At 58.4% G+C, this 19,217-nt stretch carries 21 protein-coding genes; 11 read left to right on the top strand and 10 right to left on the bottom strand.

Annotated elements, in window-relative coordinates:
- Positions 1-2: 2 nt before the first annotated feature.
- Complete coding sequence (locus GKG34_RS05615) at positions 3-1,163, top strand: iron-containing alcohol dehydrogenase (protein ID WP_154255762.1); 1,161 nt, start codon at positions 3-5, stop codon at positions 1,161-1,163.
- A 167-nt stretch (positions 1,164-1,330) separates the two neighbouring features.
- A complete protein-coding gene (locus GKG34_RS05610; protein WP_154255761.1) occupies positions 1,331-2,209 on the top strand; it encodes a beta-1,6-N-acetylglucosaminyltransferase in 879 nt (292 codons plus the stop codon).
- A 41-nt stretch (positions 2,210-2,250) separates the two neighbouring features.
- Here GKG34_RS05610 and GKG34_RS05605 read toward each other — a convergent pair whose 3' ends face one another.
- From GKG34_RS05605 to GKG34_RS05595, 3 genes are all read right to left on the bottom strand, one after another.
- A complete protein-coding gene (locus tag GKG34_RS05605; RefSeq protein ID WP_154255760.1) occupies positions 2,251-4,143 on the bottom strand; it encodes a heavy metal translocating P-type ATPase in 1,893 nt (630 codons plus the stop codon).
- A 406-nt stretch (positions 4,144-4,549) separates the two neighbouring features.
- Positions 4,550-4,771, bottom strand: a complete 222-nt coding sequence (locus GKG34_RS05600; protein WP_005940491.1) for a cation transporter — start codon at positions 4,769-4,771, stop codon at positions 4,550-4,552.
- A gap of 19 nt (positions 4,772-4,790) precedes the next feature.
- On the bottom strand, positions 4,791-5,126 hold the full coding sequence (locus GKG34_RS05595; protein WP_097774537.1) for a metalloregulator ArsR/SmtB family transcription factor: 336 nt from the start codon (positions 5,124-5,126) through the stop codon (positions 4,791-4,793).
- A 212-nt stretch (positions 5,127-5,338) separates the two neighbouring features.
- Between GKG34_RS05595 and GKG34_RS05590 the strand changes: the two genes are divergently transcribed.
- Complete coding sequence (locus GKG34_RS05590) at positions 5,339-5,506, top strand: hypothetical protein (protein WP_154255759.1); 168 nt, start codon at positions 5,339-5,341, stop codon at positions 5,504-5,506.
- Positions 5,507-5,543: 37 nt separating this feature from the next.
- A complete protein-coding gene (locus tag GKG34_RS05585; protein ID WP_097781121.1) occupies positions 5,544-5,933 on the top strand; it encodes a hotdog domain-containing protein in 390 nt (129 codons plus the stop codon).
- Positions 5,934-6,134: 201 nt separating this feature from the next.
- Here the strand turns inward: GKG34_RS05585 and GKG34_RS15635 are convergent, their stop codons facing one another.
- Positions 6,135-6,314 carry a hypothetical protein gene (locus tag GKG34_RS15635; protein ID WP_097774539.1) on the bottom strand — a complete coding sequence of 60 codons (180 nt, stop codon included), beginning with the start codon at positions 6,312-6,314 and terminating at the stop codon, positions 6,135-6,137.
- A gap of 72 nt (positions 6,315-6,386) precedes the next feature.
- Between GKG34_RS15635 and GKG34_RS05580 the strand changes: the two genes are divergently transcribed.
- Together GKG34_RS05580 and GKG34_RS05575 are read left to right on the top strand one after the other, a co-directional pair.
- Complete coding sequence (locus GKG34_RS05580; RefSeq protein WP_154255758.1) at positions 6,387-8,051, top strand: Na+/H+ antiporter NhaC family protein; 1,665 nt, start codon at positions 6,387-6,389, stop codon at positions 8,049-8,051.
- A 90-nt stretch (positions 8,052-8,141) separates the two neighbouring features.
- On the top strand, positions 8,142-8,603 hold the full coding sequence (locus GKG34_RS05575; protein ID WP_005943797.1) for a MarR family transcriptional regulator: 462 nt from the start codon (positions 8,142-8,144) through the stop codon (positions 8,601-8,603).
- Between the two features lie 48 nt (positions 8,604-8,651).
- Here the strand turns inward: GKG34_RS05575 and GKG34_RS05570 are convergent, their stop codons facing one another.
- The gene (locus GKG34_RS05570; protein WP_243111955.1) at positions 8,652-8,954 is read right to left on the bottom strand and encodes a hypothetical protein; all 303 of its coding nucleotides are present in this window, start codon (positions 8,952-8,954) and stop codon (positions 8,652-8,654) included.
- A 401-nt stretch (positions 8,955-9,355) separates the two neighbouring features.
- On the opposite strand from GKG34_RS05570, the gene GKG34_RS05565 reads away from it, so the two are divergent.
- The 4 genes from GKG34_RS05565 to GKG34_RS05550 all read left to right on the top strand — a co-directional run bounded on the left by GKG34_RS05565 (position 9,356) and on the right by GKG34_RS05550 (position 12,188).
- Entirely contained in the window at positions 9,356-10,123 is a 768-nt protein-coding gene (locus GKG34_RS05565; protein ID WP_154255757.1) for an AzlC family ABC transporter permease, read from the top strand.
- Positions 10,120-10,449, top strand: a complete 330-nt coding sequence (locus GKG34_RS05560) for a branched-chain amino acid transporter permease (protein ID WP_005943786.1) — start codon at positions 10,120-10,122, stop codon at positions 10,447-10,449. Before GKG34_RS05565 ends, GKG34_RS05560 begins: the two co-directional genes overlap by 4 nt.
- A gap of 185 nt (positions 10,450-10,634) precedes the next feature.
- On the top strand, positions 10,635-11,492 hold the full coding sequence (locus GKG34_RS05555; protein ID WP_154255756.1) for an NAD(P)/FAD-dependent oxidoreductase: 858 nt from the start codon (positions 10,635-10,637) through the stop codon (positions 11,490-11,492).
- A 6-nt stretch (positions 11,493-11,498) separates the two neighbouring features.
- Positions 11,499-12,188, top strand: a complete 690-nt coding sequence (locus GKG34_RS05550) for a Crp/Fnr family transcriptional regulator (protein WP_005943776.1) — start codon at positions 11,499-11,501, stop codon at positions 12,186-12,188.
- A gap of 49 nt (positions 12,189-12,237) precedes the next feature.
- Here the strand turns inward: GKG34_RS05550 and GKG34_RS05545 are convergent, their stop codons facing one another.
- From GKG34_RS05545 to GKG34_RS05535, 3 genes are all read right to left on the bottom strand, one after another.
- The gene (locus tag GKG34_RS05545; RefSeq protein ID WP_005943772.1) at positions 12,238-12,684 is read right to left on the bottom strand and encodes a hypothetical protein; all 447 of its coding nucleotides are present in this window, start codon (positions 12,682-12,684) and stop codon (positions 12,238-12,240) included.
- A 25-nt stretch (positions 12,685-12,709) separates the two neighbouring features.
- Entirely contained in the window at positions 12,710-13,672 is a 963-nt protein-coding gene (locus GKG34_RS05540) for an outer membrane insertion C- signal (protein ID WP_154255755.1), read from the bottom strand.
- Between the two features lie 89 nt (positions 13,673-13,761).
- Positions 13,762-15,000, bottom strand: coding sequence for a CobW family GTP-binding protein (locus GKG34_RS05535; RefSeq protein ID WP_154255754.1), 1,239 nt, complete (start codon positions 14,998-15,000; stop codon positions 13,762-13,764).
- A gap of 529 nt (positions 15,001-15,529) precedes the next feature.
- Between GKG34_RS05535 and GKG34_RS05530 the strand changes: the two genes are divergently transcribed.
- Positions 15,530-17,329 carry an aminopeptidase P family protein gene (locus GKG34_RS05530; RefSeq protein WP_154255753.1) on the top strand — a complete coding sequence of 600 codons (1,800 nt, stop codon included), beginning with the start codon at positions 15,530-15,532 and terminating at the stop codon, positions 17,327-17,329.
- A gap of 75 nt (positions 17,330-17,404) precedes the next feature.
- On the opposite strand, the gene GKG34_RS05525 is transcribed toward GKG34_RS05530, so the two are convergent.
- The gene (locus tag GKG34_RS05525) at positions 17,405-18,310 is read right to left on the bottom strand and encodes a glycosyltransferase family 2 protein (protein WP_154255752.1); all 906 of its coding nucleotides are present in this window, start codon (positions 18,308-18,310) and stop codon (positions 17,405-17,407) included.
- A 14-nt stretch (positions 18,311-18,324) separates the two neighbouring features.
- A complete protein-coding gene (locus GKG34_RS05520; protein ID WP_154255751.1) occupies positions 18,325-19,197 on the bottom strand; it encodes a glycosyltransferase in 873 nt (290 codons plus the stop codon).
- Between the last annotated feature and the right edge of the window lie 20 nt (positions 19,198-19,217).

The raw sequence follows: 19,217 nt of genomic DNA, 5'->3' as shown, positions 1-19,217 counted from the left end.
ACATGGCAGAACGCATCAACGCCGTCAAGACCAGCTTTTTTGGCAAGGGTGCCATCCGTCTTCTGGGACCGGAGCTTCAGAAGATGGGCATCCGCCGTGCTTTGCTGGTGACGGACCGCTTTCTCTATGATTCCGGTGCCGCTGCCCGGGTCGGTCAGGTACTGTCCGATGCCGGTGTGGAGTACGCCGTGTACTACAATGTGCAGCCCAACCCCACCGTACAGGTGGTGAACGACTGCATTGCCGCAGCCCGCACCCTGCAGGTGCAGCTGCTGGTGGCTCTGGGCGGCGGCAGCGCCATCGATACCGCTAAGGCAGCCAGCATCGTGGTGGCCTGCGGCGGTACCGTGGAGCAGTACGAGGGCGAGAACAAGTCCTCCAAGCCCGGCCTGCCCATCGTGGCGGTGAACACCACCGCCGGTACCGGCAGCGAGTGCACCTCCTTCTACATCGTCACCGACCCCGTTCGCCACAGCAAAATGGCCATGGTGGACCCCAACTGCATGGTCAGCATCGCGGTGAACGACACCGACTTCATGTCCTCCATGCCGCCCAAGCTCACCGCAGCCACCGGCATGGACGCGCTGACCCACGCCATCGAGGCGGCGCTTTCCAGAAACGCCAACCCGCTCACGGACAAGGATGCCTACTGGGCCATGCAGGCGATCGTGCAGAACCTGCCCCGGGCCGTTGCCAACGGTCAGGATGAAGCCGCCCGCACCATGATGGCCTACGCCGAAAATGTGGCAGGCATGGCTTTCTCCAACGCGGGCCTTGGCATGGTGCATGCGATGGCACACGCGCTGGGCGGACATTACAACCTGCCCCACGGTGTGTGCAATGCGGTGCTGCTGCCCTACGTGCTGGCCTTCAACAGCCGCAGCCCGGTGTGCCGGGAGCGGTTCATGACCATTGCCGCTGCCATGGGCCTGCAGGGCACCTTTACCCCGGACACTGCCGCACCGGCAGTGATCCAGTTTGTCCGTCAGCTCAGTGCAGGGGTGGGCATCCCCGCAAACCTTGCGCAGCTGAACAAGGTGGACCCTGCAGATTTTGCCGCGCTGGCAGAGCTTGCGCTGCACGACACCTGCATGTCCACCAACCAGATCACCCCCACCCGCGACGAGGTGGTGGCGGTATATACCGCTGCTTTCCGCGGATAAACTTTGAGACCTCCTCCATTTTCTCCATACCCAAACAAAGCCGCCGCTCTCCCTCTGCAAGGGAATGCGGCGGCTTTGTGCTGTAAAAAGGGGTGATGGGATTGTTTTTAAAGAGGGTTCTGTTATAATAAAATAAAAATGCGGTGCAGAAGTAAGAGGAGAAAACGATGGAAACAAGAGAAAAACAGGCGTACCTGATAGAAGCACATAAATGTGATGAGATGCTTCTGACCCTGTTGCGGATGCTGGATGTACCGTGGAATGATATATTCATCCACATGGACAGCAAAAATACGGACTACCAGCCGGAAACGGTGGAGTGCCGCATGAAATATGCGAAAGTGTTTCACGCAAAACGGCACAGTGTTGTGTGGGGCGGTGTCAGTCAGGTAAAAGCGGAGCTTGTGCTATTGAAAACAGCAGTGGCCCATGGCCCGTATCAGCATTACCACCTGATCTCCGGTGTGGATCTGCCCATTCAAACACAAGAAGATATCCGTGCATTTTTTGAGGCAAACCCGGACGTGGAATTTGTCCATTTCGACCCGCACCCGTTCAGCCCATTCAACGATGAGCGCGTTTATTACCGGCACTTTTTCCAGAATATCGATCTGCGCCGCCATCCGGTGCTCGGCGTGATCAATGGAACCCTGCTGTCGGGCCAGAAGCTGCTGAAAATAAAGCGCAATCAGGACGTTCACTTCACAAAGGGCAGCAACTGGTTCAGCTGCACTGACGGCTTTGCACGGTATCTGTTGACAAAAGAAGAGTGGATCCTGCAGGTGCTGGACAAGACCTTTTGCTCGGACGAGTTCTTTGTGCAGACACTGATCGTGCAGTCGCCGTATCAGGATAAGATCTATCAGGGGCCGGGTGATACCAGTGCCCGTGCCATCGATTGGGACAGAGGCAATCCGTGGGTCTGGAAATACGCTGATCTGGAACAGCTGAAAGCATCGCCCTGCATGTTTGCCAGAAAATTTGATATCGAAAAAGAACCGGAGCTTGTGCATGAAATAGAACGCCTGTATGCACCTCATATATAAAAACAGTGCCGGACAGTTTTCAGGCTGTCCGGCACTGCTTTTTACTGTTCATTCTTTTTCGCCAGATCCTTGGTGTACAGGGCACGGGTGGCGTTGAGCACAGCCAGCACCATCACGCCCACATCGGCAAAGATGGCGGTCCACATGCTGGCCATGCCGATCGCGCCCAGCACAAGGCAGGCAAACTTGATGGCCAGTGCAAACACGATGTTCTGGTACACGATGCGTAACGTGCGGCGGGCAATGCGCATGGCCAGTGCAATCTTGGCGGGGTCGTCGTCCATCAGCACCACGTCAGCGGCCTCAATGGCAGCGTCAGAGCCAAGAGCGCCCATTGCAATGCCCACATCGGCACGGGACAGCACCGGGGCATCGTTGATGCCGTCGCCCACAAAGGCAAGGTTCTCTTTGGGCCGCTTTGCGGCGAGCAGCGTTTCGATCTGGTCTACCTTGTCGCCCGGCAGCAGGCCCGCATGGTATTCATCCAGCCCAAGCTCTGCGGAAACGGCCTTTGCAACCGGCTCGGCATCGCCGGTCAGCATCACGGCCTTGCGCACACCGGCATCCTTCAGGCCCCGGATGGCCTGTGCGCTGTGGGGCTTCACCACATCGGCAATCAGCAGATAACCGGCGTACATGCCCTCGATGGCCACATGCACGATGGTGCCGGTCTCGCTGACGGCGGGAGCCTTCAGGCCCAGCTTTTCCATCAGGCGGGCGTTGCCGGCAGCAACGGTCCTGCCGTCCACCTTGGCGGTCACGCCGTGGCCGCCAAGCTCCTGCACATCGGTGACACGGTTCGGATCGATCTCCCTGCCGTAAGCGGCCTTGATGCTGAGGGAGATGGGGTGCTTGGACCAGCTCTCGGCCAGCGCGGCAGCTTCCACCAGCTGCTCCTCGCTGGTGCCCTCTGCGGGGTGGATGCCGGTCACTTTAAAGGTGCCCTGGGTCAGGGTGCCGGTCTTGTCGAACACAACGATGCCGGTGCGGGCCAGCTCTTCCAGATAGGTGGAACCCTTGACCAGAATGCCGCAGGCAGATGCACCGCCGATGCCGCCGAAGAAGCTCAGGGGAATGCTGATGACCAGTGCGCAGGGGCAGCTGATAACAAGGAAGGTCAGGGCACGGTAGACCCAGTCACCAAAGCGGGCGGGCTGGCCCATGAGCAGCAGCACGATGGGCGGGATAAAGGCCAGAGCCAATGCGCCATAGCACACGGCGGGGGTGTACACGCGGGCAAAACGGGTGATGAAGTTCTCGGCGCGGGCCTTCTTCATGCTGGAATTTTCCACCAGATCGAGAATTTTGGAAACGGTGGATTCGCCGAATTCCTTGGTGGTCTTTACCTTCAGCAGGCCGGTCATGTTCACGCAGCCGCTGATGACCTCATCGCCGGTCTGCACATCGCGGGGCAGGCTCTCGCCGGTCAGGGCGGCGGTGTTCAGGGCAGAAGCGCCCTCCACGATCACGCCGTCGATGGGCACGCGCTCACCGGGCTGGACCACGATCACGGTGCCGATCTCCACATCGTCCGGGTCCACCTGCTCCAGCCTGCCGTCCTCGCCCTCAATGTTGGCGTAGTCCGGGCGGATGTCCATCAGGCTGGAAATGCTCTGCCGGCTCTTGCCCACGGCCACGCTCTGGAACAGCTCGCCGATCTGGTAGAAGATGATAACGGCACAGCCCTCCACGTAGTCGCCCAGTGCAAATGCACCCACAGTGGCAACGGCCATCAGGAAGCACTCGTCAAAGGGCTGACGGTTCTTGATGCCAAGCAGTGCCTTGCGCAGCACGTCCCAGCCGACCACCAGATACGGGATGCAGTACAGTACCAGCTCCACCGGCGTGGGGAACTGGGGCAAAAGCTTGAGGATGAGCACCAAAATCAGCGCAATGATGATGCGCTGCAGGTTCTTTTTCTGCTTTTTGTTCATACAAAACTCTCCTTTTGCGGGATCCATGGGCCGCATCACGCTGCGGCGGGCGGGGATTTCAACAACTTTTCCCCATAAAAATGGATATTCCACGGTTTTACCCGTGTTTTCCACACAGTTTTTCAGGCGTAAAAGCGCTTTTCCACGTTTATTTTATGCTTTTTCCGCAAACGGTGTTGAAAACTGAGTGGAAACTGTTGAAAACTGTCTGATTTTTCAACAGAAAAAGTTATTGCACAACACAATCGCACACAAAGTAAAAAGCATCTGCACATTCGTTTGAGCTCTCAGAAAATCTACGAATTCTTGCTGCAGATGCTTTTTTCTTTAGCGGGCTCGCCCTCTCCGTCACCGCAGGTGACGGAGAGGGCGAGGCTGTTGATCGTGTGCAGCAACCTGCCGCGCATCAGATGTCAAAGATCTCGCAGTCGTCCTCCACCTTCTTGCAGGCGGCCAGAACGTTCACCATGGTGTCGTGGGGGTCTGCACCTTCAGAGAACTCCACCTTCATCTTCTGGGTCATAAAGCTGACGGTAGCATTTGCCACGCCTGCAACGGTGTTGGCAGCGTCTTCCATCTTCTGAGCGCAGTTTGCGCAGTCCACTTCGATCTTGTAGCTCTTCTTCATAAGTAATACCAGCCTTTCGTTATTCTTCGATATGATCCATCCCCATGGAGAGGATGCTGCGCACATGGTCATCGTCCAGTGCGTAGTAAACGGTTTTGCCATCGCGCCGGAACCGCACGAGCTTGGAATCCTTGAGCACCCGCAGCTGATGGCTCACCGCCGACTGGCTCAGCTGCACGGCGTTTGCAATGTCCTGCACGCACAGCTCGTTGTCGTGCAGTGCATACAGGATCTTGATGCGGGTGGAGTCGCCGAACACCCGGAACAGGTCGGCTAGCTCGTACAGCACCTCGTCGTCCGGCATATCCAAGGCTTCCGGCTGCGGCGCGGGCATTGCTTCCTTTATTTCCGCCATGTTGACATCTCCCTTCGCTGTGGATTCACATGAACGCTTGTTCATGTGTTCATAGTAGCACGCGGAATGCTCCTTGTCAAGGCTTTTTTAAAGATTTTTGGCGTCTGCTCTAAATTGATGAAATTTGCCTTAAAACGCAGAAAATTTGCGTTTTTGAATCGCAATAAGGATGCGGATTGGAGGGAAGGCGAAAACAAAAAAGAGGTTGCCGCATGGTCAGTGTCCTCGCCCTTTCCGTCACCTTCGGTGCCACCTCTCCCAAAGAGAGAGGACTTGGCAGCCCGTTTGCGCAAAAAGAAAAAGAGAAATTCACAAAAAAGTGCAAAATAGGGTGCGTTCTGGTGCAAAATGTGGTATCTTATAAAGGTGTTCAAAAATAAAATGCGCCATACGGCGCGCAAAAGGAGAGGAAAGTATATGACATTGGAAACCGGTATCCGCGGGGAACAGAGCGTGCTCGTCACCGCAGCCAACACCGCAAAGACCATGGGCAGCGGCACGCTGGATGTGTTTGCCACCCCGGCCCTTGTGGCTCTGGCGGAAAAAACCTGCTGGATGAGCGTGGCCGACGCGCTGGGTGAGGGCAATGGCTCGGTGGGCACCAAGCTCGAGCTGGAGCACACCGCCCCCACCCCCGTGGGCATGACCGTGACCTGCGAGAGCGAGCTGGTGGCGGTGGAAGGCCGCAAGCTCACCTTCAAGGTGGCCCTGCACGACGAAAAAGGCCCTGTAGGCGGCGGCACCCACGAACGTTTTGTCATCAACAACGCCAAGTTCGCAGCCAAGGCGGAGGCAAAGAAGGGGTAAAACTCCTTCCGTCATCGCTGCGCGATGCCACCGTTCCCCTTTTTGTCGCTTACACGACATCTTCCCCCAGCCGGGGGAAGTCTTTCTCAATGAGGGAGGCTTTGGCAGTACGGTAAAGTTCCCGGTTTGGCCAAAGGCTCTCCCTTTGGGAGAGCTGGCACCGAAGGTGACTGAGAGGGCGAGGACGCTGACCGAAGAAAACTATTCTTCATCCGTCTGCTCTGTTTGCTCCAATCGGATCGGCGGCGGGTCAGCTTCCAGCAAGTGCTGCTCAGCACGCTTCTGCGCGTCCTGCAAAAGCTGTGCGGCCTGCACGCTGGCCCGGAACAGCTCAAAATACATCGCTTTATAGTCCGGCGCGGCGCACACCTCCCTTTGCATTCGATGGGGATAGTTTTTCCTGCGCAAAGAGGGGTATGCATCCCCGGAAATTTGAAAAAAGAGGAATCCGTTATGAAAAATAAGAACCTTTCATGGTTCGCAGCTCTGCTGGTGTTTGCCCTGCTGCTGTGGTGCACAGCGGCAACGCCCGGCAAGATCGCGGACCCGTCCACCTATACCTGTGCGGTGTACAGCACCATCTTTTCGCTGCTGCCGCCGGTGATCGCCATTGTGCTGGCGCTGAACACCAAGGAGGTGTACACCTCCCTGCTGGTGGGCATCGCATCCGGTGCACTGCTATATGCCAACGGCAATCTGGAGCTGGCCATCAACACCCTGTTCTTCAATGAGGACGGCGGCATGGTGGCCAAGCTTTCGGACAGCAGCAACGTGGGCATTTTGGTGTTCCTTGTCATGCTGGGCATCCTTGTGGCCCTGATGAACAAGGCCGGCGGCTCTGCCGCCTTTGGCCGCTGGGCCTCCACCCACATCCACTCCCGGGCCGGTGCGCAGTTTGCCACCCTGCTGCTGGGCGTGATGATCTTTGTGGACGACTACTTCAACTGCCTGACCGTGGGCTCTGTCATGCGCCCCGTCACCGACCGGCAGAAGGTGTCCCGCGCAAAGCTGGCCTACCTGATCGATGCCACCGCAGCACCCGTGTGCATCATTGCGCCGGTGTCCAGCTGGGCAGCTGCGGTCACTTCCAGCGTGCCGGAAGGCTCCGGCATCAACGGCTTTACCATGTTCCTGCGCACCATTCCTTATAACTACTATGCCCTGCTCACCATCGTGATGAGCCTGTTCCTCATCTTCACCGGCACGGACTTTGGCTCTATGAAGCTCAACGAGGACAACGCCAAAAACGGCGACCTGTTTACCACCGAGGACCGTCCCTACGGCAACGATGTGGACGATGGCACCGATACCTGCGGCCATGTTGCAGACCTGCTCGCCCCGGTGCTGGTGTTGATCGTGGCCTGCATCTTCGGCATGATCTACACCGGCGGCTTCTTTGAGGGCGTGGACTTCGTTACCGCCTTTGCGGACTGCAACGCTTCTGCAGGTCTGGTGCTGGGCAGCAGCATTGCCCTGCTGTTCACCTTTGTGTTCTACCGCGTGCGCAATGTGATGACCTTTCAGGACTTTGCCGCCTGCATTCCCGAGGGCTTCAAGGCCATGGTCAGCCCCATGCTGATCCTCTCCCTCGCATGGACCCTGTCCGGCATGACCGGCCTGCTGGGCGCAAAATATTACGTTGCCAACCTGCTGAGTGGCTCTGCTGCAGCGCTGCAGTACATGCTGCCGGTCATCATCTTCCTTGTGGCAGTGTTCCTTGCCTTTGCCACCGGCACGAGCTGGGGCACCTTCTCCATCCTCATCCCCATCGTGTGCCATGCCTTCCCGGAGGGCGAGATGCTGGTCATCTCCATTGCGGCCTGCCTGTCCGGTGCCGTCTGCGGCGACCACTGCTCCCCCATCTCGGACACCACCATCATGGCATCCGCCGGTGCCCACTGCAGCCATGTGAACCATGTGTCCACCCAGCTGCCCTACGCCATTACGGCGGCTTCCTGCGCGGCAGTGTGCTATGTCATCACGGGCATTGCGCAGGCTTTCCTTGGCGCAAATGGCAGCCTGTTCACCTCGCTGATCCTGCTGGCCGTTGCCATTGCCGTAGAGCTGGTGGTGCTCAGCGTGATCCGTGTGCGCACGAACAAAAAGGCGGCAGAATAAATTCCTGCCAAAAATTCAGCTGTTTCGCTTTGCGCCGCGGCCAAAACGTGGTATTTTTAAATAAAATGAACTATCGGAGGCACACGACCTATGCTGGAACAGGCATTTCAGGACGTATACACCAAATTCAAGCTGCATTTCTACCAGAACATTTTTCAGCGTTTTGCCACCCGGGAAGCCACGCTGACCACGGTGGAGTCCTTCTGCATGGAGGGCATCATGGCCATGGGCGAACCCACCATTGCGGAGTTTTCCCGCATGATGCAGATCTCCACCCCCAACGCGGCGTATAAGATCGGCAGTCTGGTGAAGAAGGGCTATGTGGAAAAGATCCAGTCCACCACCGACCGGCGCGAGTATCACCTGCGCCCCACCCAGAAGTATATCGATTACTACAACATCAGCTATTCCTACCTGCACACTGTGGTGGAGCGCGCAAGAGAGCGCTTCTCACCCGAGGACTGTGCAAAGCTGGAGGAGATGCTCACCATTGTGAGCACCGAGCTGATGCCCGAGTTGGATATGCTCAAGAAGGACGAAAAGGCAGAATAAGCAACAAAGAACTCCCGGACATCCGTCCGGGAGTTCTTTTGTTTCCCCTTACTTCTGCTCTTTATCTACTACCTGGATCTTGCCCTTCTTCCACAGCACATAGGAGGTAAGGATGCCGATGGGCAGCATCACGATGATGAAGATGCCCACAAGGCCGCCCAGCACGGAGCCGTAGCCTGCAAGGCGTGCGGCGAGGGAGAGCACTGTCATGATGATGAGCACCGGCAGCACGCCCTTGATGCCGCCCTTGACCACCTTGCTGCCGCTGGCAGAGCTGGCGAACAGGCCCAGCGCCATGGAGCCGAACAGGGCCAGCAGCGGGCTCTGGATGATGTCCTTCATGGTTGCCATAAAATGTCCTCCTACTAAATACAGAATAAACGAAAGAAGGCGGGTGCTTTCGGCCAGCCGTCCTTGAGATACGGACAGGATACCGGAAAAGACGGCATCTGTCAGATGAGTATGACTAAAGCACGAACGGCATTTTAGGGATATTTCAGGAACAGGATCCTGCAAAGAACCTTTACTGCATTAAAATAATAAAGCGCTGACCGCGAGTCACTTTGTATCCGTTAAAAATTGCATAAAATTTAAAGAAAAAATCTGTCGTTCTGCCAAAAGCAGTGGGGATACACCTTTGCAAAAGCCGTGAGACCTGTTATAATACAGACATATTCATATCGAGAGAATGGGTTTATCGGCGGCAATGAGGCCAAAGAGGAAACCGGCATCGTATTTTGAGGGAAAGGCCAATGGAACACGTAACCAAACAACAACTGATAAGGCGGCAGAGCACCGTATGGCGGGCACTGCGTGCCGCCGCACCGCAGACCATTCCGGTGCTGGCGGGCTATTTTGTGCTGGGGATGGGCTATGGCATTTATGTGCAGTCGCTGGGCCTGCCGGTGTGGATGCCCATGCTCATGGGCACCGTGGTGTACGGCGGTTCGCTGGAATTTGTGCTGGCAAGCCTGCTGCTGAGCGCGTTCTCACCCCTTTCGGCGTTTCTGATGGCGCTCATGATCCAGGCGCGGCATCTGTTCTACGGCCTTGCCATGCTGGAACGCTACAAGGGCTACGGCCTGCGCAGCTTTTATATGATCTTTGCCATGAGCGACGAGACCTTTTCCATCACCTGTTCGGCCGAGCCGCCGGAAGGGGTGGACAGGGGCTGGTTCATGTTCTTCATCACCCTGCTGGATCAGTTCTACTGGGTGGCCAGTGCCGGTCTTGGCGCGGTGGTGGGCTCGGTGCTGCCCTTCAGCACCGAGGGTGTGGACTTTGTGATGACCGCCATGTTCACGGTGATCTTTCTCAACCAGTGGGAAAAGGACCGGCAGCACTACAGCGCCCTGATCGGCCTTGCCGCCCCGCTGGTGTGTCTGGCTGTTTTTGGCTCCGGCAGCTTTCTGCTGCCCTCCATGGGATGCATCCTGATCCTGCTGCTGGCCCTGCGTAAACCGATCGAAAAGGCCGAAGGCACCGAAGCAGAAAAAAACGGCGAGGAGGTGGGCGCATGACCGCAGTCCAGATGGGCCTGACCATTGCAGTGTGCACCGCCGCCACCATGCTCACCCGCTTTCTGCCCTTTGTGGTGTTCTCTTCCAAGGATCAACAGCCGCCGGAGGTGGTGCGGTATCTGGGCAGGGTGCTGCCCGCAGCCATTTTTGGTATGCTGATCGTCTACTGCCTGAAAAGCGTCACCCCCTTTGCGGGCAGCCGCGGCATTCCGGAGGCCATCGCCCTGCTGGTGACGGTGGGCCTGCACAAGTGGAAGCATGAGACCCTGCTCAGTGTCGCAGGCGGTACGCTGTGCTATGTGCTGCTGGTGCAGTTGGTGTTCTGAAAGAAAAAAGCGCGCTGCCGAGCAGGAAGATTCCTGTACGACAGCGCGTTTGTGCATGGAACGATCCGCTGACCGCGAACCGGAGCAGGACCGTCCGAAAAACCGATGCTTTGCGACCCGGTCACGGAAATTTTTCAAAAAAAGGTGTATACTGTAGAAAAATGCATCCGAAGGAGGGTTTTCTCATGCCCAGCATCATCATTATAGGTTCTGGCCCGGCAGGCATTTCCGCTGCTCTGTACGCTGTCCGCGCCGGTGTGGATACCACGGTGCTCACCAAAGGCCCCGGTGCGCTGGACCGCGCCGAAAAAATTGAAAACTATTACGGCTTTGCCGAGCCGGTCTCCGGTGCGGAACTGGAACGCCGCAGCATCGAGAATGCAAAGCGCCTTGGTGTGAGATTCGTCACAGCCGAAGCCGTGGGCCTGACCTATACGGATAAACTCACCGTAGAAACAGTGGATAAAAATTACCCGGCGGACGCTGTGATCCTTGCCACGGGTGCATCCCGGGCGGTGCCGCGCATCCCGGGCCTTGCCGGGCTGGAGGGGCACGGCGTGAGCTATTGTGCCGCCTGCGACGCCTTTTTCTACCGTGGAAAGGACGTAGCGGTGCTGGGCAGCGGCGAGTACGCCCTGCACGAGGTGCAGGCTCTGCTGCCGGTGGCAAAAAGCGTTGCCCTGCTGACCAACGGCGCACCGCTGACGGCGGACTTCCCGCCAGAGGTCACAGTCTATCCGCAGGCGGTGGAGGCTGTTCTGGGCGAAACCGTTGTCACCGGCGTGCAGCTGTCAGGCGGTGTGCAGCTGCCTGTCAGCGGTGTATTTGTGGCACTGGGCGTGGCGGGCAGCACCGCACTGGCTAGGAAGATCGGCGCAGAGGTGGACGGGAACCGCATCGTGGTGGACGAAAAAATGCAGACCACCGTGCCCGGCCTGTATGCGGCGGGCGACTGCACCGGCGGCCTTCTGCAGGTGGCAAAGGCCGTGTATGAGGGCGCGCAGGCGGGCACTGAAGCCGCCAAGGCCCTGCGGAAAGGATGAAAAGCAATGTCGGAAACAACAAAGGAACACCGCGATTGTCTGGCCAAAGGTTTTCCCTTCTGGAACGACCTGACACCCGACGAACAGGACATGCTCTGCCGCTACACCCGGCCGGTGCACTACGCAAAGGGGGCAAGGGTGCACAGCCCGCTGGAAAGCTGCGTGGGCATCCTGCTGCTGCGCTCGGGCCAGCTGCGGGCCTACCTGCTCTCGGAGGACGGGCGGGACGTGACGCTCTACCGCCTGTTCGGCGGGGAGGTGTGCATCCTGTCGGCCTCCTGCGTGATGGACTCGGTGAACATCGACCTGTATATTGATGCCGAAGAGGACACCGAGGCCTACTGCATCAGCGCGGGCGTTTTCCGCAGGCTGATGCAGCAGAACGTGCATGTGCGCTGCTACGCCTATCAGATGACGGCGGAGCGCTTTTCCGACAGCATGTGGACCATGCAGCAGGTGCTGTTCATGAGCGCAGACCGCAGGCTTGCCATTTTTCTCACCGATGAGCTGGCCAAGACCGGCGGTGATGAGGTGCGCATGACCCACGACCAGATGGCAAAATACATGGGGTCTGCCCGCGAGGTGGTGAGCCGGATGCTGAAATACTTTGCGCAGGAGGGCTGGGTGCGGCTGTTCCGGGGCGGCGTGCAGGTGCTGGACAGGAAAAAGCTGCAGCAGCTGGCAAGAGGAGAATAACAAAAAAGGGGCGATGTGAACATCACATCGTCCCTTTTTGGGTCATAGGTTATCCTTTGCAGCCCTGTTCTTCCCAGTCGCCAAAGTCGCTGGCTTCGGCGATCTTGGTGGGGTCGAATTTTCCGCTCTCGTCTTTGGGAGCAACGGCGGGGCCTGCTTCCACAGGGTTCTGGTTGGGAGCTTCCGGGTCGAACACCGGCTTCTCACCGCCCTCCGCGGGTGCCGCCGGGGCAGAGGCTTCTTCGGCAGGAGCTTCCGGCGCAGCTTCTTCTGCAGCCTTTTCGTTGGCAGCATCGGAGGCTTTGGTTTCCGCTTCGGCGTAGGCTTCGGCAGTCTTGGCGGCTTCCTCAGCGTTCTGCTCGGCGTCCTCCGGGAACTCTACTTCCTCCACATGGAGCGGGTCTTTCTGGTTCAGGATCTTGTCCAGTGCCACAATGGCAGCACCGGTAACGGCCACAGCAGCGGCCGTGCCAAGGATACGAAACAGTGTTTTCATGCCGGGACCTCCTTGAAAGATCAGATCAAGAGAATGTTACCACATCGTTCAGCGGCTTTTCGGCGGGCTCCACCGACACAGCGGTGAGCACCGGGCCTTTGCCGCGGTAGATGTTATGGAACTTGTAGCCTACCTTTGCGGTCACCCGCACCCATGCGCGCTGCTCCAGCGCCTTGTAGCCATCGTAGCTGCAGGGGAAGCCCACGAACTGGATGTCCTGCACGCAGCAGGTCATGGCGAAACGGCCCGGCACGAAGCTGTTCTTGCCGGCACGATTGGTCTGGCACACCTGTGCAAGGAATTTGACCGTTTTACCGGTGTACTTCTGGGGCTCGTCCTGACAGTCCATGTACCAGATGCCGAAGTCGTCATCCGGAATGTCGATGATATCCGCGTTGATGTCAAAGGGCAGCGGGTCGGGGATGTCGTCATAGGCCACGCTGCCGTCGGCAAACTCGTAGGCGATGTCGCACTTGCGGGAAGCCTGACGCACCAGCTTGTGCAGCTCCTGACGGGCGGCGTCATTGTTCACAGCTTCGGCGCGGTTGAACACGATCAGCTCACTGCGGGCGATCTTGTCCAGCAGCAGGCTGCGCATGGAGTTGTCGCGGGCGTAGGTCAGGGCGGTGGTGCCGTCGGCGGTGGCGATGCACTGGTACACGATCCAGCTCTCGGGCAGAGCCTCGGCCAGATCCTGCAGCAGCCACATGCCGTTGTACTCAATGACCACACGGCCTGCACCGGATTCCTTTTCCAGCTTGAGCAGATTCTGCGGGTTCAACTCGGCCTTGTCCTCCAGCACCTTGACGGTCACGCCGGGAAAGGCGAACTTTTTGGGATTATACTCTTCTTCGCCCTCTTCGCAGATCAGCAGCAGGGTCTTGTCGCCGGAGTCGAAGTTGGGGTCTTCAAAGGTCTCCTGAATGAATTTGGTCTTGCCGCTTTCCAGAAAGCCCACAAACAGGTAGACCGGAATTTCTTTTGCCATAGGAATGGTTTCTCCTTAAAAAATCATTATCCAATCAGGCTCCCTCTCCGAGGGAGCTGGCAAACCCGTTAGGGTTTGACTGAAGGAGTTCAGCAGCCGAACAGCTCTGCAATGGCCTTTTCGTTCAGCTTGGAGCCGATCACGACCAGCTTGCCGCCCACATCTGCACCGCGGGCACGCACTTCCCACTCGCCGGGCACATAGTCGAACTCCAGCCAGCCGTCTGCGCCGCCGTTCACGATGCCCTTGCTGCGCAGGATCATGCCGTAATTGCCGGTATCCAGCTCGGTGAGGGCGTGCTCCACTTCTGCCTTGGTGAACTTGCGGGCCGTCTCGACGCCCCAGCTGGTGAATACCTCGTCGGCATCGTGGTCATGATGATGGTGGTGATGGCCGCAGCAGCAGTGGCCGTCATGGTCGTGATGATGCTCGTGCTCGTCCTCGTCATCGTCGTCATCGTGGTCGTGATGGTGGCCGCAGCAGCAATGGTCGTGGTCGTCATGATCGTGGTGATGATGGTGCTCGTGCTCATCGTGGTCATCATCCTCATCATGATCGTGGTGATGCTCGTGCTCATCCTCGTCGTCATCATCGTGGTCGTGATGATGGCCGCAGCTGCACACACCGTTCTCGTCATCGTGGTGATGATGGTGGTGATGCTCTTCTTCGTCCTCGTGGGCGTGCTCTTCGTTGGCCTTTGCAGCCATGGCAATCAGCTCTGCCTTGAAGTCGTCCTTGGTGGACATGGCCTTCAGGATCTGCTCACCGGTCAGCTCGTCCCATGCGGTGGTCACGATGGTAGCGGTGGGGTTCTTCTCGCGCAGCATGGCGACCGCAGCGGCGATCTTCTCTTCGCTGGCGGTCTGGGTGCGGCTGAGCAGGATGCAGCTTGCGTGGCTGATCTGGTCGTCGTAGAACTCGCCGAAGTTCTTCATATACATCTTCACCTTGTTCACATCGGCCACGGTGACAAAGCTGTTCAGCTGCACATCCAGATGCTCGGCCACGCCTTCCACAGCGCGGGTCACATCGGAGAGCTTGCCCACGCCGGAGGGCTCGATGACGATGCGGTCGGGGTGGTACTGCTCCACCACCTGCTGCAGGGCGGTGCGGAAGTCGCCCACCAGAGAGCAGCAGATGCAGCCGGCGTTCAGCTCGTTGATCTGGATGCCGCTTTCCTTCAGAAAGCCGCCGTCAATGCCGATCTCGCCGAACTCGTTCTCGATCAGCACCACCTGCTGGCCGGCAAAGGCCTCTTTGATGAGCTTTTTGATCAGGGTAGTTTTACCGGCACCAAGGAAGCCGGAGAAAATATCGATTTTGGTCATGATTCAATTGCCTCTTTCTTTGAATAGCACACAGAGCCGCAGAGTGCTGGCTCAAAAATCTTACACTCCTATTATAACAAGGCTGTCAATGGGAAAACGGCCTTTTTCAAGAAAAAATTGTAACTTTTTTTGCAAATTGGCGGCATTTTGAGGGAGAACGAACTCCCTCAGTCAAAACCTGACGGTTTTGCTGAGAGGACGCCAACCCTCTCAGGCTCACTGCGTTCGCCAGCCGTTCCCCTTTCTGGCTTCGCCATCTTCCCCCGGCCGGGGGAAGTCGTTCCACTCAGGGGGAGCTTTTTGTTTTCTGAAGGTCGGCACGAATAAAGCTCCCCCTTTCGGGGGAGCTGGCAAAGCCGCAAGGCTTTGACTGAGAGGGTCCAGCCAGCGAGGATGCTCTCCGGCAGCGGAGGTCATTCCAAACCGTCCCGCCCTTGCATTGCAATCTTTTTCCCGGAATGATACAATAAGGCCAAACAGAAATGCACCGCTGCCGGGCTTTCCGGTGAGAGAAAAGGAAGCAAATCATATGAGCATGAATACCGTTCCAGAGCGCCTTGCCGCGCTGCGTGCCGCCATGGCTGCAAACGGCGTGGCCGTTTATCTGATCCCTGTGGGTGATCCCCACGCCAGCGAATACCTGCCCTGCCATTACACCAGCCTGACCTGGTTCTCCGGGTTCCACGGCGAGAACTCCAACTTCGTGGTCACCCGCACCGAGAGCGCCCTGTGGGCCGACGGCCGTTATTTTGTGCAGGCCGAGAAGGAAATTGCGGGTACCGAGATCAAGCTGCAGCGCATGGGGGAACCCGGCGTGCCCACCGTGGAGGAATACTGCGCAAATGCCCTGAATGAGGGCGAAGCACTGGGCCTGTGCGGCCTGACCGCCAGCACGGCCCTCGTGAACGACCTGAAAAAGGCACTGGAAAAGAAGGGCGCTTCCATCAAGACCCTGAACCTTGAGGACGAGCTGTGGACAGAGGGCCGCCCTGCCCTGCCGGATACCCCAGCGTGGATCCTGCCGAAGGAATATGCGGGCTTCTCCCCGGCGGAAAAGCTGGATCAACTGCGCAGCAAGCTCAAGGAGCTGGGCTGCACCGCTCAGTTTGTGGGCAAGCTGGATAATCTGGCATGGCTTTTGAACCTGCGCGCCATGGACATTGAGTGCACTCCCTATGCCATGGCCTACTGCTATGTGACCCCCAGCCGCGCGGTACTCTTCATCAACACGGCCCGCGTCACCCCGGGGGCAAAGGCAGAGCTGGAAGCCAACGGCATCACGCTGGCGGAGTATGATGATGTGCTGAAGTTCCTCGCTGCTGAGACGGAACCCCAGACCGTGTTGGCCGAGTGCGCCACGGTGAACTACGCCGTGTATCAGGTGCTGGAGCAGAACCCTGCCCTCACCGTGAAGAACGGCACCGACCCGCTGCTGATGATGAAGGGCGTGAAGAACGAAACGGAGCTTGCCCACACAAAGCAGGCCCATATCCGGGACGCTGTGGCCATGGTGCGGTTCCAGATCGAGCTGGAAAGCCGCCTTGCTGCCGGTGAGACCCTGACCGAGCTGACGGTGGATGAAATTCTGCACAAGTACCGCAGTGCGGACGATAAATTCCTTGTGGAAAGCTTTGGCACCATTGCGGCCTACGGCGGCAACGCAGCCATGATGCACTACCACGCCACCCCGGAAGATCACGCTGTGCTGGAAAAGAAGGGCTTTCTGCTGGTGGACAGCGGTGCCACCTACATGGACGGCACCACCGACATCACCCGCACCTACCCGCTTGGCCCGCTGACCGAGGACGAAAAGCGCTTCTACACATGGACTCTGCAGAGCCACATCGACCTTGCCAGAGCCGTCTGGCTGGATTACTGCGAGTGTAAGATGATCGACACCATTGCCCGGGAACCGCTGTGGCGGCACCTCATCAACTACCGCTGCGGCACCGGTCACAGCGTCAGCTTTGTGGGCAACGTGCACGAAGGCCCCCATGCCCTGAACAGCCGCAACACCACCCGGATGCGTCCCGGCATGGTGGTCACCGACGAGCCGGGCGTTTACGAGACCGACCTCGTGGGCATCCGCATCGAGAACGAGCTGGTGTGCGTGCACAAGGCCGATAACCAGTACGGTACCTTCCTTGGTTTTGAACCGCTGATGTTTGTGCCCATTGCCACCTCTCCCATCCTGCCCGGTGTGCTGGATAAGGACGAGATCGCATGGCTGAACGATTACCACCGTCAGGTGTTTGCAAAGCTGGCACCGCACCTGAACGACGAAGAGCGCAGCTGGCTGGCGGAGAAGTGTGCCGCCATCGGCTGCTGAGAAAGCGCAAAAAACACCCGGAGCCGTGCAGGAGCCAGAGCGGCTCTCGGCGGCAGCCGGGTGCTTTTTATAGGGTCACAGCTTGCAGCAGTGCGTCTGTGGGGTGTCCAGCGGCGGAAGAGTGAACTCGTTTTCGCCAAAGGGCGAACGCAGGATGGCCGCCCGCGTTTCCGGGTAGATGCCCAGTTCGGTATAGATGCTCTTGTACAGGCCCATCACCCGCCGCCGCAGCCGAAGGATATCGGCGGTGGTCACTCTGGAGTGGGAGACGCTCTGGCTGTTCTGCAGGTAGTAATAGCCGATGTCCGGGATGGAAACGGCGGTGCGCACATAGCGCAGATATTCGGTGTTGAACAGCTGATCCTCCGCAAACAATTCTTTGCGGAAATGGAGGTTGTGCTTCCGCAGGAGGTCACGGCGGTAGAGCTTGTTGCAGGGACTGCCATAGTAGAAGGTGTTCGGCTTCTGGATCAGATGCTTTGCGTACTCCTGTCCGGTGTACACCCCGGCAGGCAGATAGCCATAGGCCCGGGTGCGGGGCGGATTGCGCTGGAGCACATGCTGCAGCGCCTTTTCCCATGGGCGAATGTGCTCCACATAGTTTTCCGGGTACACCATCCAGAAGGGCGCGATCACAAGATCGGCGGTGTGAGCCTCGGCGGCGGAGACCAGCTTTTCCGTAAAATCGGGGGCCAGCCAGTCGTCGCTGTCCACAAACTGGATGTATTTGCCGTGGGCCAGCGCAATGCCCTGATTGCGGGTATCCGCTGCGCCGGTGTTGGTTTTATCCACCAGTGCAATGCGGTGGTCGCTGGCGGCAAGGGCGCGGCAGACGGCAAGGGTGTCGTCGGTGGAGCCATCGTTCAGCAGCAGGATCTCAATGCTTTTATAAGTCTGGGCGCAGATGCTTTTGACACAGCGGGCAATGCACCCGGCAGTGTTGTACATGGGCACGATGATGCTTACAAGGGGAAATTCCATAGGTTCTCCTTTTCTCAGATGCGGCTGTGGGTGCGGGCAAATGCGTCGGAAAGCTTCTGCACCGGGCCGTTGGGCAGAGGGCTTTCAAACAGGCTCAGATAGATGCCGTGCAGCCGCAGGCGGAATTTATCGTACACGCCCAGCTGGATGCACAGTTCCTTGTAGGTGTGGTACATCCGGCTGCGGTGGCGCAGCATGTCCGCCGCGCTCACCTGCGTATGGCATACGCTCTGCGGGTTCTGGATGTAGCAGTAGGCGGCTTCGTCGATGGCGGCAAACCGCTGTGCCACCTGCAGATACCGGGTGTTGAACAGCTGGTCCTCGGCGTATACCACATGCTCGAACCGGATGTGCGCCATCTGGATGAGATCCCGGCGGTAGAGCTTGTTCCAGAGCACGCCGTAGTAAAAGGCAGCGGCATTGCCGGTGAGCTGCCACAGGTAATCCACCTTGTTGTACACCCCGGCGGGCAGCAGGCTGTACTCCCGGGTGTCATAGCCGCCATCCTTGCGGGGCACCATCATCCGGTAGGGAGCCAGCACAAGGTCGGCATGGCTGCGCTGCATAGCAGCCACCAGGTTTGCGGTGCAGCCCGGCAGCAGGTGATCGTCGCTGTCCGCAAACTGGATGCATTCGCCGTGGGCAAGGGCAAGGCCGCAGCTGCGGGTGTCTGCTGCGCCGGTGTTGGGCTTGTCCACCACACGGATGCGGCTGTCGGCGGCAGCAAGCTTCCGGCAGACAGCAAGGGTGTCGTCGGTGGAGCCGTCGTTCAGCAGAAGGATCTCAAGCTCCGGGTAGCTCTGGGATGTGATGCTCTCCACACAGCGGGAGATGAAGCCCGCCGCGTTATAGGCGGGTACAATAACGCTGACAAGCGGCTGCGGCATGGCGGGTCCCTCCGTTTTTT

It is taken from the genome of Faecalibacterium sp. BIOML-A4, from assembly GCF_009679665.1.
GTDB lineage: Bacteria > Bacillota > Clostridia > Oscillospirales > Ruminococcaceae > Faecalibacterium > Faecalibacterium taiwanense.
Note: the sequence above shows the minus strand (reverse complement) of the source record. Positions and strands in the feature narration are given on the sequence as shown.

Coding starts and splice junctions, on each gene's coding strand:
- GKG34_RS05615 (WP_154255762.1), top strand. CDS start 3: ATGGCAGAACGCATCAACGCCGTCAAGACCAGCTTTTTTGGCAAGGGT.
- GKG34_RS05610 (WP_154255761.1), top strand. CDS start 1,331: ATGGAAACAAGAGAAAAACAGGCGTACCTGATAGAAGCACATAAATGT.
- GKG34_RS05605 (WP_154255760.1), bottom strand. CDS start 4,143: ATGAACAAAAAGCAGAAAAAGAACCTGCAGCGCATCATCATTGCGCTG.
- GKG34_RS05600 (WP_005940491.1), bottom strand. CDS start 4,771: ATGAAGAAGAGCTACAAGATCGAAGTGGACTGCGCAAACTGCGCTCAG.
- GKG34_RS05595 (WP_097774537.1), bottom strand. CDS start 5,126: ATGGCGGAAATAAAGGAAGCAATGCCCGCGCCGCAGCCGGAAGCCTTG.
- GKG34_RS05590 (WP_154255759.1), top strand. CDS start 5,339: ATGGTCAGTGTCCTCGCCCTTTCCGTCACCTTCGGTGCCACCTCTCCC.
- GKG34_RS05585 (WP_097781121.1), top strand. CDS start 5,544: ATGACATTGGAAACCGGTATCCGCGGGGAACAGAGCGTGCTCGTCACC.
- GKG34_RS15635 (WP_097774539.1), bottom strand. CDS start 6,314: ATGCAAAGGGAGGTGTGCGCCGCGCCGGACTATAAAGCGATGTATTTT.
- GKG34_RS05580 (WP_154255758.1), top strand. CDS start 6,387: ATGAAAAATAAGAACCTTTCATGGTTCGCAGCTCTGCTGGTGTTTGCC.
- GKG34_RS05575 (WP_005943797.1), top strand. CDS start 8,142: ATGCTGGAACAGGCATTTCAGGACGTATACACCAAATTCAAGCTGCAT.
- GKG34_RS05570 (WP_243111955.1), bottom strand. CDS start 8,954: ATGGCAACCATGAAGGACATCATCCAGAGCCCGCTGCTGGCCCTGTTC.
- GKG34_RS05565 (WP_154255757.1), top strand. CDS start 9,356: ATGGAACACGTAACCAAACAACAACTGATAAGGCGGCAGAGCACCGTA.
- GKG34_RS05560 (WP_005943786.1), top strand. CDS start 10,120: ATGACCGCAGTCCAGATGGGCCTGACCATTGCAGTGTGCACCGCCGCC.
- GKG34_RS05555 (WP_154255756.1), top strand. CDS start 10,635: ATGCCCAGCATCATCATTATAGGTTCTGGCCCGGCAGGCATTTCCGCT.
- GKG34_RS05550 (WP_005943776.1), top strand. CDS start 11,499: ATGTCGGAAACAACAAAGGAACACCGCGATTGTCTGGCCAAAGGTTTT.
- GKG34_RS05545 (WP_005943772.1), bottom strand. CDS start 12,684: ATGAAAACACTGTTTCGTATCCTTGGCACGGCCGCTGCTGTGGCCGTT.
- GKG34_RS05540 (WP_154255755.1), bottom strand. CDS start 13,672: ATGGCAAAAGAAATTCCGGTCTACCTGTTTGTGGGCTTTCTGGAAAGC.
- GKG34_RS05535 (WP_154255754.1), bottom strand. CDS start 15,000: ATGACCAAAATCGATATTTTCTCCGGCTTCCTTGGTGCCGGTAAAACT.
- GKG34_RS05530 (WP_154255753.1), top strand. CDS start 15,530: ATGAGCATGAATACCGTTCCAGAGCGCCTTGCCGCGCTGCGTGCCGCC.
- GKG34_RS05525 (WP_154255752.1), bottom strand. CDS start 18,310: ATGGAATTTCCCCTTGTAAGCATCATCGTGCCCATGTACAACACTGCC.
- GKG34_RS05520 (WP_154255751.1), bottom strand. CDS start 19,197: ATGCCGCAGCCGCTTGTCAGCGTTATTGTACCCGCCTATAACGCGGCG.